The organism is Exiguobacterium sp. s130 (assembly GCF_018619055.1).
Lineage (GTDB): Bacteria > Bacillota > Bacilli > Exiguobacteriales > Exiguobacteriaceae > Exiguobacterium_A.
This window is the reverse complement of sequence record NZ_JACSNI010000002.1, coordinates 390902-404075: the sequence shown is the minus strand read 5'-3', so window position 1 is coordinate 404075 and position 13174 is coordinate 390902. Positions and strand designations below refer to the sequence as shown.

Genomic DNA, 13174 nt, shown 5'->3' with positions numbered 1-13174 from the left:
CTATTCCCCAAAACTGTCTCCCTCATTCCCATTCTGCGAGCTTTCCGGTAAACTAGAAGAGAAGTAATCAAAAGGGGGAATTTGTTTATGGAATACCGTGTAGAACGTGACACGATGGGGGAAATTCGTGTACCGGAAGCGCAGGAGTGGGGCGCACAAACACAACGTAGTCTAGAAAACTTTAAGATCGGAACGGAAAAAATGCCGATTGAAGTCATTCGTGCATTTGCAGTCCTGAAAAAAGGAGCGGCGCTTGCGAACCGCGACTTAGGTGTGCTTGAGACAGAAAAAGCTGGTGCCATTGCTGAAGTATGTGACGAAATCATCGCGGGGAAATTCGATGATGAGTTTCCGCTTGTCGTTTGGCAAACGGGTTCAGGTACTCAGTCTAATATGAACGTCAACGAAGTGATCGCTCGGGTCGCGACACGCAAATTAAAGGAACAAGGCAGTGAAACGACGATTCATCCGAATGATGATGTCAATAAATCACAAAGTTCAAATGATACATATCCAACAGCGATGCATTTAGCGGCAAAAACAGTCTTATTGGAATCACTTTTCCCAGCTATCGATGCTCTACATGCGACACTTGATGAAAAAGCAAAGGCTTTTGTGGATATCGTTAAAATCGGACGAACACACTTGCAAGATGCTACACCAATCACACTTGGTCAAGAAATCAGCGGCTGGGTCCGGATGCTTGCGCTTTCGAAGCAAATGATCGAACGGACGCTTGACCCATTAACGGAACTAGCAATCGGCGGTACGGCTGTTGGTACGGGGATTAATGCACATCCTGAGTTTGGTGATTTGGCAGCGAAGAAGATGAGTGAAGAGACGGGTTATGAATTCACGAGTGCGGAAAACAAATTCCACGCTTTAACAAGCCACGATCAACTCGTCTTCACACATGGTGCTGTCAAAGCACTAGCGATGGACGCGATGAAGATTGCAAATGACGTCCGCTGGCTTGCATCTGGTCCACGAGCAGGAATCGGTGAAATCACGATTCCAGAAAATGAACCAGGGAGCTCAATCATGCCAGGAAAAGTCAATCCGACTCAAAGTGAGGCATTGACGATGGTCGCTGCGCAAGTCCTCGGAAATGACGCAACGATTGGTTTTGCTGCAAGTCAAGGTAACTTTGAACTAAACGTCTTCAAGCCGGTCATCATGTATAACTTTATTCAATCCGTTCGTTTACTTACAGACGCCTTGCATTCGTTCAATGACCATTGTGCGATCGGCATTGAACCTGAGCAGTCCGTCATCGCTGAGAACGTCGAACGGTCACTGATGCTCGTAACAGCGCTCAATCCGCATATCGGATATGAGAATGCGGCAAAAATTGCGAAAGCGGCGCATCAGTCAGGATCGACATTAAAAGAAGCGGCACTTGCGACAGGATTGCTAACAGAAGAACAATATGATCAATGGATTGTACCAGCAGACATGGTTCGTCCGAACTTAAAAGCATGAGTTGAAAAAGCGGGGGATATTCCCTCGCTTTCTCTTTATCCGAGAAATGTTATTCGGATCTATAGAAAGAGAGGGAATTGCATGGAGCAAAATCGAAAGCGGGCAGAAAAACAATTACAGCAAACGATCAATATGGTAGAGACATTACTTCGGATGCCGGCTGTACCACGATCAGAATTGCTTGCATTGGCGAGCTGGATGGAAGGACTCGGCAGAGAGGAACTCTTTAAGGGACTCGCCGATCAAGTAAGCCATGAAAAAATTACTTGGGAACGAGTAGACGTTGTCATTGATCAGTCAAGCGTCAAAGAATTATTGCAACCTATCGTCGATCAGTTATCAGAGCGCTCACGTGCTAACCGGGTCCGAAAGGAATTAGTCGTCACTGTGACAAAACGTTTTCTTGAGAATATCAAATGGAAAAAGTCACTGGAACAAGCGCGCTATATGTCACGTTTTTTTAGCTCGGTAGAAGATACCTTATCAATGTCACACGACATTACGATGGACGCCGTCATCATCGATTATGCATGTATCACTGATTCAGTGGAAGTGTTCAAAAAGCTCATGAAGCAGATGGAATCCGCATTCGTTCCGATCATCATCGTCGGTCCGAGCCAATCAGAAGTCCGACAAAGTAGTTATGAGATGGGGGCCGATGATTATTGGGATGAAACTGTGAGGAATGAAGAACGTCATGTCCGCCTTGCGCGACTTTTACGAAAACTGAGAGTTGTATCGTCAACAATTTTGGTCGATGAATTGACAGGGGCTTATAATCGGAAATACCTTCAGAATGCATTTGATCGTCGCACAGCACGTTTAGAACGTGAACAACGAACATTTGGATTAGCGATTTTTGATCTTGATCACTTCAAACGAATCAATGACTTACATGGACATCCGACAGGAGACTTAGTCCTATCCGAACTAGCGACCGTCGTTCAACAAGCGGCTCGTCTCGACGATGAGTTCATTCGTTTCGGTGGTGAGGAATTCATTTTACTGTTTTCAGCAGAAACATTGCCTCAAGCAATCGCTAATATGAATAAAATACGTGAACGTATCGAACGACATGTTTTTGCGAATGGATTAAAAATTACTGTTTCGATTGGTCTATCCTTTTCATTTGATATACATACGACGCTTGCTCAAGCGACGGCGGAGGCAGATGAAGCGTTATATCAAGCAAAACGTAATGGACGTAACCAAGTCCTTTCCTATTCTACGGCAATATCGATTGAAAAATTATCGGTGTCTATCCGTGTCGAGGAAAGATTGCTTAAACAAGTCCGTCAGTTGGATCTACCCGATCATCCCAAATACCACTTCGAAGTGGTTCCATTAGACGATCGGCAGACAACACAACTACAACTGGCGATTCTTTCGCTTGATCAATTAGCGATCGAGAACTTTCTGCGACTAGAAGAATGGAGAAAACAACGAGATTCAATCATTGATGTTTTGGTCGTGACAGAACAAGAAGATGATCGTCTTGCAGAAGCCTTATCTCGAGGGGCTACCGATTATGTGATGGTAACTCATGTAGATCAAGAAGTGGAAGAATGGATCACAGAGTGGATTATGCAAATACCGTAAAAAAAACCAGCCTTTTCCTTCCGCTATTCGGATGGAAGAGGCTGGTTTTATAATGATCGATCATATTGGCGAATGACAAAGGAGTAATCATTTCCTTCTACTGCATCATAATGCGTTTCAGACGTGATTTGAAAAGTAGACGGGATCTCGGGATAATAGACATCTCCCTCAAGCGTCGCATCAATTTCTGTTACATAGATGCGCCGTACGAGAGGAAGCGTTTGAACGAATAATTCCCCTCCACCAATCAAAAAGACTTCTTCCTCTGAATCAACATATGGGTGTAAGGTAGATAAATCATGCCAAATTGTCACACCATCTACTACATAATTTTGATCACGCGTGATGACGATGTTCTCTCGACCAGGTAACGGGCGTCCAATTGATTCGAACGTCTTTCTCCCCATGATGATCGGTTTACCAAGCGTCGTACGCTTAAAGTGTGCTAAATCAGATGGAAGGTGCCACGGCATGGCATTATCGCGTCCGATGACATGATTTTTCGTGTACGCTACGATGTGTGTAATCATACAGCTACTACACCTTTAATATGCGGATCAGGATCATATCCTTCGATGATGATATCTTCGAAGCGGAAGTCTTCAATACGATCGACAGTTCGAGCGAAGCGCAGCGTCGGTAATTTTTTAGGGGTACGTGTCAACTGAAGATTGACTTGTTCCACATGGTTCGAATAGATGTGGGCATCTCCGAGCGTATGGACGAAGTCACCGACTTCGAGTCCACACACATGAGCAACCATGTGTGTCAGTAAGGCATAGGATGCAATATTGAACGGTACGCCTAAAAAGACGTCGGCAGAGCGTTGATACAGCTGACAGGACAGTTTTCCGTCAGCGACATAAAATTGGAACAAGAGATGACATGGAGGTAACGCCATCTCATCGACTTGTCCAGGATTCCAAGCGCTGACGATCAAACGACGGGAATCCGGATTCGTCTTGATTTGTTCGATGACTTGTGCGAGTTGATCGACCGTTGTTCCGTCAGGACGTGGAAAAGAACGCCATTGTGCCCCGTACACAGGTCCTAAATCCCCATTCTCATCTGCCCATTCGTTCCAAATGCGCACTCCGTTTTCCTGCAAGTAACGAATATTCGTATCACCCGAAATAAACCAGATCAACTCATGGATGATCGACTTCATATGTAGCTTTTTCGTCGTGATAAGCGGAAAGCCATCTTGAAGGGAGAAGCGCATTTGGTGACCAAACACGCTCAGCGTTCCCGTTCCTGTCCGGTCTTCCTTTTTTTTTCCGTGTTCCAAAATGTGTTCGCAAAGTGCATGATATTGTTCCATCGGATGACATCTCCTTTTCGAAAAATCCAAATTTCATTGTACCATAAATTAAGATTTTGAGGATGTCGGTAAATGTCTTGCGAATAGATAACGAAATAAGCCAAAGAGCGGAATCACGTCTTGCCACTCTAATGATTGTGCATTCCGAACACGAATGCGCCGGAGCAGATAGACTTGCAGAGTGTAGAATAATAACAAATCGACGGTCATCGTTCGAACGAATTGATTGGTCTCAAAGTAGATGCGGAATATACTCCAATCAGATCGAGCAAGAGCAATCCAAAGCAATAATGTCGTCACGACGCTAAGTAAGGCGACGACGGTAGGAATCCACCCGCGACGACGAAAAGGAAGAAACGTTTTCCTTGGAATAGCGAGGGCGACATAAGGCATCAACACGAAGGCACCTAAGAAGAACGATCCAATACTTGCGACGAGCGGTCCTGGGCGCATGAATCGTTTCTCATCTAGAAATAGTAAAAAGAAAGCGAACGGATAAATACCGAGTAAGGCAAATAAACTTAACGCGGATGTATCAAATTGACTTTGGTCGAAACATAAAAACGAAATCAAGAAACCTTCTGGAAAGACACGATTATTTCCAAATAATAAGATGAAGACAATAGCAATCGCCCAGACAAGGAAGAGCAAATATCGACGATACATTTGTCCACACTCCTCTCTCATACCTTTCTTTTCCATCATCTTGGATGTAGTAAACACTTGTATTTCATATTTCATGATATCAAATATGTTAAGGTTCTTGCTTGAGCACCTCTCATGGACATGTTAAGATGACGTTGTGATAATTGAAAGCGCTTTTACAAATTGATGCAATCGTTTGCTCAATATGTAGCACGTTACGTACATAAAAGAGGAGAGTGTTGAGGATGGAACGTAAATGGTGGCATGATAGTGTCGTTTATCAAATTTACCCACGTAGTTATAATGATTCGAATGGGGACGGGATTGGTGATTTGAACGGAATCATCGAAAAGTTGGATTATTTGAAGACGCTTGGTATCGACGTCATTTGGCTAAGTCCTGTCTATGATTCACCGAACGATGATAATGGCTATGATATCCGTGATTATGAAGCCATCATGAAGGAATTCGGGACGATGGATGATTTTGATCGTCTTCTAGATGAGGCACATGCACGAGATATCAAAATCGTCATGGACCTTGTCATCAATCATTCGTCAGATGAACATCAGTGGTTCGCGGAATCGCGTCAAAGCAAGGACAATCCATATCGGGATTATTATATGTGGCGCCCGGCAAATCCAGACGGTTCTCTACCAAACAACTGGGGGTCGATTTTCTCTGGACCTGCCTGGGAATATGATGAAACAACGAATGAATACTATCTTCACTTATTCTCGAAGAAGCAGCCTGACTTGAACTGGGAAAATGAGCAGATGCGTCACGATGTGTACGGGATGATTCGTCGCTGGTTGGATCGAGGGATTGATGGTTTCCGAATGGACGTCATCAACTTGATTTCGAAGACACCTGGCTTACCAGATGCGACGGTCCATCCAGGAGCACTGTATGGAGATGGTGGAGAACATTATATCAACGGACCACGTGTCCATGAGTTTTTACACGAGATGAACGAAGCTTCCTTCGGTAAATACGATGTCCTGACAGTCGGTGAGATGCCAGGAGCGACGACGGATGATGCCATTCTTTACACGGATCCGGCACGTAAAGAGGTCAACATGGTCTTTACGTTCGAACATATGGATCTTGATTCAGGTCCGAACGGGAAATGGGACGTCATTCCGTTTGATTTACTCAAACTCAAGCAAAACTTCACCAAATGGCAGACGGCCTTACATGAGACGGGGTGGAACTCGCTCTATTGGAACAACCACGATCAACCCCGCGTCGTCAGTCGATTCGGAAATGACACGACGTACCGCGTCGAGTCAGCTAAAATGCTTGCTACATTATTGCATTTGTTAAAAGGGACACCATATATCTATCAAGGCGAGGAAATCGGCATGACGAACGTCGCTTTTGAAGACATTGCGGACTATGAAGATATCGAAATTCGGAACATGTGGAAAGAACGTACGGAACAAGGAGCATCACCGGCTGAACTACTACGTTCCATCCATGTCAAAGGACGTGACAATGCGCGGACACCGATGCAGTGGGATGCATCGGAGAACGCTGGTTTCTCGACGGGAACACCATGGTTGAAGGTCAATCCGAACTATCCGGAAATCAACGTCGAACAGGCGCTTGCAGATGAGCAATCTATCTTTTATTACTATCAGCAGTTGATTCGTCTACGACATGACCATGAGCTCGTCGTCTATGGTCGCTATGAACTCTTACTCGAAGATCATCCAGAAGTTTACGCCTACTCACGAACGCTTGAAGGGGAGACATGGTATGTCTACTGTTCGTTTGCGGATCATGATGTGAATATTCCGTCTACGCATGATACGTCAGACCGGATCATCGGAAACTATGAGGAGTCCGTTGTTACCGATGAACTAACGCTTCGACCTTATGAAGCCGTCGTCTTCCGTACGTTTGACGCATAAATTGTTTCGATAAAAAATGGCATTGCCCTTACATATGTAGGGGCAATGCCATTTTAATCATTAAGAAGGGATCGTTCTGATTTCGCGATCTGTTTCACTTGTGAAATGATTTTTTCACGATCAGTTGTTGTCGAATTGAGATGGATACCGTACAACCGCCCAGGACCGGAAGGCTTCTCATGCAATAAAAACCCTTCGATGCATAGTGGCACTTGTCCTTCAATCAATGAGAATTCAACGACGATTTTCATTGATTTGAGGAGTGGAAGTTTTAGTTCTGTGCTGATTGCTAGTCCGTTCGGTGAGATATTATGAATCTTCATCAACCCTTTCGGTGTACGCTGTTCATCTTTGAGCAAGTAAAATTCACCAATTATAGGAGTCTTCAGCGTATATCGAAACGGTTCATTGCGTTTGATTTTCATGTAGGCACCTCCAATCCCATTATCCGACAATTTCGTCAAGTCTTCTAGTTTTTTTTAGGTCATGCGGCAGCGTCTGTCGATTGTTTCGTTGGGTGGATACGTTTTGCTAAATACATGAATGGTGTCGCGAACCAAGCGACAACGAATTTTGCGAGATACGTCGTAATGAAGATTTGCCACCATATGGAGAAGGGCATATCGTGGAAGGCGATCGCACAAAACGTCAATGTATCAAGCAATTGACTTAATACAGTTGACCCTGTCGTCCGTAACCAAAGCTTCCGTTCGCCTGTCTTCTGACGGATCTTTGAATAAATAAAGACATCGAATAGTTGCGATACAAGATAAGCGGCAAGACTACCAACAGCAATCCATGGTAAGAGTCCGAACAATAAATGCAAGGAATCGGATGTTTCGAGTGCAGCCTTATCAGCAAGTGGTGTATATAAGAGACTGAACTGCATCAGGACGGTCGTCGTAATGAGGGAGAAGAACCCCATATAGACGCCTTTACGAGCGACTTGCTTTCCGTATTTTTCATTGAGGATATCTGTCGCTAGATAACAACTGCCATATACGACGTTCCCTAACGTAAAGACGAAACCAAAAATATCGACGGTTTGTGTGACTTGGATGTTTGCAATGATTGTTGCGATGGCAATCCACATCAACAATCCTGTCTTACCAAATAAATAATAACTGAAAATCAATAATCCCATCGTTAAAAAAATGGAAGGGATCCATAACCATTCGTTCATGAGATGTACTCCTTTCTGTTCATACAGATGAAAATTGTACGCTGAAATTCATCAACTGTCAAAGGTGACGAAGCGACGAGGGGCATAAAAAAAAGACCATGAGTTTCATGGTCTTTCGGACGGTCTTTAGCCCATTCGTTGCAGAGAGTACCGGCGACGTCTTCCTTTGACGTAATAGTTCTCTGTCGACGTAAAATCATTCGCTTCCAAAATGCGTTTTGCAAACGAAGCGTGTGGTGATTGTTCAAGGACACGCGCGCGTACTTCGTGACGATCTAGTACCCCAGAATACGTCAATGCTTCAGCAACTGCTTGAGTAGCTAGACCCCGACGCGTATAGGGATCAAACACCATGAAGTCGAGTTGGAAGTAATGACCCATTTTTAAGAGCAGAACCCGCCCCACGATCGTATCTGCTTCAACGATATCAAAGTAATAATCTTCAGGATAACTGTGCTCGACGGAATCAAAAGCCCGCTCTTCTCCAAGCTCATGGTCATACCCTTTGATTTCTTGCGGAGTCAGTCCATATGCTTGCTCGCCATACTTCAAGAAATGATCGTACTCAGCTTGATCGACATGACGTAATGTTCGACGTCTCAATTCCATCACAAAATCCTCCCTCATCCCAATTGATGCTTCGTTTACATTATAGCGATACCCTCCGTGCAATTGCAAAAATTAACTGGAATCGATCCGCAGGAAGAAATCTAAAAAAAGTCATTCTGTAATCATCTTGTGATTGTTTTAATTACCTCGGAATATGGTAAAGTAATGATGTAGACAACTGCATACTGGAAGGGGCTGGAAAACGTGTTCACAGAACGTGACGGAATCAAATTGCGTCTAGAGCAAATCGAACGATTGTATTCGGACTTGAATCGTGAAGCGAAACAATTGACGGAACGCTTACGCCAATTAGATGAACAAGGGGATGAAGTTCAACATGATCTTTCCCTTAATAAAGAAGACCGCGATCATTTGAAGTCAAGCATCGATGAAACGCTTCAGGCACTCATGAAGCGGACGACGGTCGATGCAAAAGTCGAACAGGAAAAGCAAGAAGACCTGATTTCGAAAAAAGCATTGATTGAAGATATCGAAGGATTATTGAAGAAAAAGAAATAAGCTAGCTCCGGCTAGCTTATTTTTTTATGGAGGAACGCATTATGAAACCAACCATTGGACTGACGACATGTCTTCGTCCGACTGACGACGTGCATCATCGTGTGAAGCAGTTGTTAGCGGATGAGACGATACATTTTATCTATGTCGTGCGTCAGAAAAAAAGCATAGAACACTTGCAACAGGAGACAGGATTACCGGTGCTTGTCGTCGATAAACAACGGCTTGATTTATATCCACTAGGTGAGACCACATCGTTCTTTTTCCATCCTTCGAGTGCGGTGTTTCGCATCAAACAAATTGATGCAGGAGGAGGCGATCCTCTCGTTACAATCGGACGCTTATCGGAAGGGATGCGTGTGCTTGACTGCACACTTGGTCTTGGAGCAGATGCCATCGTCATGAGTCATGCCATCGGAGAGCGGGGGCGGATCATCGGGTTAGAAAGCCGGGTTGAGACAGCATTTGTCGTCAAGAATGGATTAAAACGGTGGGAAGAATCTTACGAACCGATCAATCAAGCGATGCGACGAATCGAAGTGAAAGTCAAACACCATTTAGCCTTTTTGAAAGAATGTCCGGATAACTCCTTTGATGTCATCTACTTTGATCCTATGTTCGAACAGACCGTCGAAGAATCGACGCATCTCGATGCTTTACGAACGCTTGCGAACTATGAAGCTTTATCCGAGGAAGCGATGGTGGAGGCGAAGCGTGTGGCACGTCAGCGTATCGTTTTAAAAGCACATTATGAGAGTCCCTTGTTTGAACGGTTTGGGTTTGAACGAACTAAGCGGAAGACGTCGAAGTTGCATTATGGCGTGATTGAACTGTAAGTCAAAAAAGACCTCTGCCGATGTTTCGGCAGAGGTCTTACTTGTTATTTGCTGATTATTGAACTGCGTCATTTAATTCGTCTTCCATCTCTTCAAACGTTTCCTGAACGGCATTGACCGGTTGTTTTGTCATCAAGCTGACAACGACCGTAAAGATCAAGCTTGTGAAGAATCCAGGTACCATTTCATAAAGCGTCGTACTAAGTCCGAGTTGAACCCAGATGATGACAGTCAAGGCACCTGAGATAATACCAGCTAGTGCACCTTGTTTCGTCATCCGTTTCCAATAAAGAGAAAGCAAGATGATCGGACCAAAGGCAGAACCGAATCCAGCCCATGCATAACCGACGAGTGCAAGAATCGTCGCTGACGGATTCCACGCGAGAATACTTGCGATGACGGCAACGACAAGAACGGCAATTCGACCTGTCAGGACGAGTTCTTTATCCGATGCGTCTTTTTTCAAGAACGTCTTATAAAAATCTTCTGTCAACGCACTCGAAGTAACGAGCAACTGTGATGAAATCGTCGACATGATTGCTGCAAGAATCGCAGCCATCAAGAACCCAGTGATATAAGGGTGGAACAGTACGTCAGAGAAGCGGATAAAGACCGTTTCCGGGTCGCCAAGTCCATTCCCTTGACCTTCGAAATAGGCAATTCCGACGAGTCCTGTCATCATGGCACCAAGAATCGAGACGAACATCCAACCGATTCCGATGCGACGGGCACTTTTTAAATCTTTAACAGAACGAATCGCCATAAAGCGGACGATGATGTGTGGTTGACCGAAGTAACCAAGTCCCCAAGCAAGGAATCCGATGATTCCAAGAACTGTTGTTCCTTTAAGTGGATCAAATAACGAAGGGTCTAATTTTTCAGCGTAGTTGTACGCACCATCGATTCCGCCGACGTCTGTCAATGCGACGACAGGAACAAGCACGAGTGCGATGAACATGATACAGCCCTGGACGAAATCGGTCCAACTAACTGCGAGAAAACCGCCGAAAAGTGTATAGGCGATTACGACCGCAATCGTCAAGAGCATACCATAATGGTAATCAAATCCAAATGAGCTGACAAATAGTTTTCCGCCTGAGACGATTCCAGCTGATGTGTAGAACGTGAAGAAGATGATGATAACGAGTGCTGATACGGTACGAAGCACGCGTGATTTGTCTTCAAAGCGATTCTCTAAGAAATCAGGGATCGTAATTGAGTCGTTTGCCATTTCCGTATAGAGACGGAAACGTGGTGCGAGTACGATATAGTTTACGTAACATCCAATCAATAAACCAAGTGCGAGCCAAAGGGCTGATACACCTGTTGCATACATGGCGCCGGGAAGTCCCATAAGCATCCATCCACTCATATCCGATGCACCAGCAGAGAGTGCTGTGACACCTGGACCGAGATCGCGTCCGCCTAACATGTAATCTTCTGTATTCGTCGTTCGCTTGTAGGCAAAATAACCGATTGCCAACATGAGAACAAGATACAGGATGATCGAAATCCATTCTTGCGTCATAAAGTTAAATCCTCCAAATGCAATAGTTTTTTCAGCGATCAAGCATGTATTGACTTGTTCGCCAAATGATATGTTCCCCACCTTACAGGGGATAAAACGACTTTGCAAGTCACGTCAAATTCATGAAAAGTGCCGCTACGCCTAGTGCCTTAAGGGATTGGGACGGTTTTAGTCCCTATTGAAGTTCATCAATTTGAAATATTCAGAATGATTGAATAAAAAATAAATGACCCCAATAAATTAGGATCATTTATGTGATGTTAATTGGTCCAAAACCGTTGGTATGCGGCGCTTAAACGGTCTATTGCCTGATCTAATTGAGCACGAGGACAGCCGATGTTTAAACGTTCAAACGTTTCGCCACCAGATCCGAACGAAGAACCGTGCGTTAGAGCGATTTTTGCCTCCTTGACGAGCCAATCTGCTCGTGTTTTACTATCTAGCTCGAGTGCTTTGAAGTCGATCCACAACAGGAAAGTTGCTTCTGGAATGACGACGTCTAATTTTGGCATCTCTTGGCGAAACCGTCGGATGGCATGGTCACGATTTCCTTCTAAATACACAAGTAATTGTGAAAGCCATTGCTCACTCGCAACATCACCATACGCTGCTGTAATAGCAGTCGAAGCTAATGCATTCGGGTGAACGAAATGACGCTGCTGTATACGCTCGATCTGTTGACGAATCGAGATGTCAGGTACAATCAGATAAGACGCATAGAGACCCGGAATATTGAACGTTTTGGATGGTGCACTTACTAAAATGAGTTTTTCATAATCCAAACCAAGAATAGGCGTGTGCACGGAACCTGTATAGACGAGGTCCGCATGAATCTCATCGGATACAAGATAAACATCATATTGCTTCGCGAGTTCGACGATTTGTTGTAATTCTTCTCTCGGATAGACTTTACCGCTTGGATTATGCGGGCTACAGAGAATCATCATACGTGCTGTTCGCATTTGTCGTTCGAGAAGTGGAAAGTCGGTCTGGTACGTCTCACTGTCTAAAAGAAGCGGACTTTCAATGAGTTGTCGTTGATTAGACTGAATGATTTGATGAAATGGAGGATAGACCGGTGTTTGGATGATGATTTCATCACTTGGTTCAGTCAATGCTAGGACAGTATGCGCAAGTCCAGGAACGACACCGCTTGAATAAAGAATGGAATCAGTAGTGATTGATACGTCATACCGCTTTTGAAACCAATGCTGAATCGCTCGTTTTGCTTCCTCTTCAAACATCGAGTAACCGAAATGACCTGTAGCAGCACGTCTTGTCAACCGTTCTGTGAGATGATGCGGTGGACGGACATCCATGTCGGCGACCCACATCGGAATCAGCTCATCGGATCCATAAAGTGAATGAAGTCCGTCCCATTTGACGGATCCTGTATTTCGTTTCTCAATCGTTTCATCGAAATTAATCTGCTCCATCAGACTTCACTTCCTATTCTTTTTAAGTTAAACTGCTCCATTTCACCATAGCGGATAAAGAGAGGAAGGAGCAAGTCGGAAAATAAAAGGTTTAACATTTATT

13 protein-coding genes are annotated in these 13174 nt (G+C 44.4%); 5 read left to right on the top strand and 8 right to left on the bottom strand.

The features are described 5' to 3' along the window. Nucleotides 1-87: 87 nt before the first annotated feature. Together fumC and HZS85_RS06015 are read left to right on the top strand one after the other, a co-directional pair. Nucleotides 88-1482 carry a class II fumarate hydratase gene (gene fumC, locus HZS85_RS06020; RefSeq protein WP_214854336.1) on the top strand — a complete coding sequence of 465 codons (1395 nt, stop codon included), beginning with the start codon at nt 88-90 and terminating at the stop codon, nt 1480-1482. Between the two features lie 81 nt (nt 1483-1563). After that, nucleotides 1564-3081 carry a diguanylate cyclase gene (locus HZS85_RS06015; RefSeq protein WP_214854333.1) on the top strand — a complete coding sequence of 506 codons (1518 nt, stop codon included), beginning with the start codon at nt 1564-1566 and terminating at the stop codon, nt 3079-3081. 47 nt (nt 3082-3128) lie between these two features. On the opposite strand, the gene HZS85_RS06010 is transcribed toward HZS85_RS06015, so the two are convergent. The 3 genes from HZS85_RS06010 to HZS85_RS06000 are packed head-to-tail and all read right to left on the bottom strand — an operon-like array spanning nt 3129 to nt 5068. Beyond that, the gene (locus HZS85_RS06010; RefSeq protein ID WP_214854330.1) at nt 3129-3611 is read right to left on the bottom strand and encodes a dihydrofolate reductase; all 483 of its coding nucleotides are present in this window, start codon (nt 3609-3611) and stop codon (nt 3129-3131) included. Beyond that, a complete protein-coding gene (locus HZS85_RS06005; protein WP_214854327.1) occupies nt 3608-4402 on the bottom strand; it encodes a thymidylate synthase in 795 nt (264 codons plus the stop codon). The genes HZS85_RS06010 and HZS85_RS06005 overlap by 4 nt, the downstream gene beginning before the upstream one ends. Nucleotides 4403-4450: 48 nt before the next feature. Next, nucleotides 4451-5068 (bottom strand): hypothetical protein, encoded by a 618-nt coding sequence (locus tag HZS85_RS06000; protein ID WP_214854324.1) that lies wholly within the window; start codon nt 5066-5068, stop codon nt 4451-4453. Between the two features lie 224 nt (nt 5069-5292). Between HZS85_RS06000 and HZS85_RS05995 the strand changes: the two genes are divergently transcribed. Continuing rightward, nucleotides 5293-6963: a glycoside hydrolase family 13 protein gene (locus HZS85_RS05995; RefSeq protein ID WP_214854321.1), complete on the top strand. Its 1671-nt coding sequence runs from the start codon at nt 5293-5295 to the stop codon at nt 6961-6963. Between the two features lie 53 nt (nt 6964-7016). On the opposite strand, the gene HZS85_RS05990 is transcribed toward HZS85_RS05995, so the two are convergent. From HZS85_RS05990 to HZS85_RS05980, 3 genes are all read right to left on the bottom strand, one after another. Further along, complete coding sequence (locus tag HZS85_RS05990; protein ID WP_214747276.1) at nt 7017-7388, bottom strand: PilZ domain-containing protein; 372 nt, start codon at nt 7386-7388, stop codon at nt 7017-7019. A 59-nt stretch (nt 7389-7447) separates the two neighbouring features. Further along, nucleotides 7448-8146: a queuosine precursor transporter gene (locus HZS85_RS05985; protein ID WP_029341956.1), complete on the bottom strand. Its 699-nt coding sequence runs from the start codon at nt 8144-8146 to the stop codon at nt 7448-7450. A gap of 126 nt (nt 8147-8272) precedes the next feature. Next, the gene (locus tag HZS85_RS05980) at nt 8273-8755 is read right to left on the bottom strand and encodes a GNAT family N-acetyltransferase (protein WP_064299696.1); all 483 of its coding nucleotides are present in this window, start codon (nt 8753-8755) and stop codon (nt 8273-8275) included. Nucleotides 8756-8959: 204 nt separating this feature from the next. Here HZS85_RS05980 and HZS85_RS05975 point away from each other — a divergent pair, with 204 nt between their 5' ends. Both HZS85_RS05975 and HZS85_RS05970 read left to right on the top strand, forming a co-directional pair. Next, entirely contained in the window at nt 8960-9274 is a 315-nt protein-coding gene (locus tag HZS85_RS05975; RefSeq protein WP_023468579.1) for a hypothetical protein, read from the top strand. Nucleotides 9275-9315: 41 nt separating this feature from the next. Further along, entirely contained in the window at nt 9316-10107 is a 792-nt protein-coding gene (locus HZS85_RS05970) for a class I SAM-dependent methyltransferase (RefSeq protein ID WP_251137854.1), read from the top strand. 55 nt (nt 10108-10162) lie between these two features. Here HZS85_RS05970 and putP read toward each other — a convergent pair whose 3' ends face one another. Both putP and HZS85_RS05960 read right to left on the bottom strand, forming a co-directional pair. Next, nucleotides 10163-11635 carry a sodium/proline symporter PutP gene (gene putP, locus HZS85_RS05965; protein WP_214854317.1) on the bottom strand — a complete coding sequence of 491 codons (1473 nt, stop codon included), beginning with the start codon at nt 11633-11635 and terminating at the stop codon, nt 10163-10165. A 260-nt stretch (nt 11636-11895) separates the two neighbouring features. Further along, nucleotides 11896-13071 carry a MalY/PatB family protein gene (locus HZS85_RS05960; protein ID WP_214854315.1) on the bottom strand — a complete coding sequence of 392 codons (1176 nt, stop codon included), beginning with the start codon at nt 13069-13071 and terminating at the stop codon, nt 11896-11898. Nucleotides 13072-13174 lie beyond the last annotated feature (103 nt).

Coding starts and splice junctions, on each gene's coding strand:
- fumC (WP_214854336.1), top strand. CDS start 88: ATGGAATACCGTGTAGAACGTGACACGATGGGGGAAATTCGTGTACCG.
- HZS85_RS06015 (WP_214854333.1), top strand. CDS start 1,564: ATGGAGCAAAATCGAAAGCGGGCAGAAAAACAATTACAGCAAACGATC.
- HZS85_RS06010 (WP_214854330.1), bottom strand. CDS start 3,611: ATGATTACACACATCGTAGCGTACACGAAAAATCATGTCATCGGACGC.
- HZS85_RS06005 (WP_214854327.1), bottom strand. CDS start 4,402: ATGGAACAATATCATGCACTTTGCGAACACATTTTGGAACACGGAAAA.
- HZS85_RS06000 (WP_214854324.1), bottom strand. CDS start 5,068: ATGTATCGTCGATATTTGCTCTTCCTTGTCTGGGCGATTGCTATTGTC.
- HZS85_RS05995 (WP_214854321.1), top strand. CDS start 5,293: ATGGAACGTAAATGGTGGCATGATAGTGTCGTTTATCAAATTTACCCA.
- HZS85_RS05990 (WP_214747276.1), bottom strand. CDS start 7,388: ATGAAAATCAAACGCAATGAACCGTTTCGATATACGCTGAAGACTCCT.
- HZS85_RS05985 (WP_029341956.1), bottom strand. CDS start 8,146: ATGAACGAATGGTTATGGATCCCTTCCATTTTTTTAACGATGGGATTA.
- HZS85_RS05980 (WP_064299696.1), bottom strand. CDS start 8,755: ATGGAATTGAGACGTCGAACATTACGTCATGTCGATCAAGCTGAGTAC.
- HZS85_RS05970 (WP_251137854.1), top strand. CDS start 9,316: ATGAAACCAACCATTGGACTGACGACATGTCTTCGTCCGACTGACGAC.
- putP (WP_214854317.1), bottom strand. CDS start 11,635: ATGACGCAAGAATGGATTTCGATCATCCTGTATCTTGTTCTCATGTTG.
- HZS85_RS05960 (WP_214854315.1), bottom strand. CDS start 13,071: ATGGAGCAGATTAATTTCGATGAAACGATTGAGAAACGAAATACAGGA.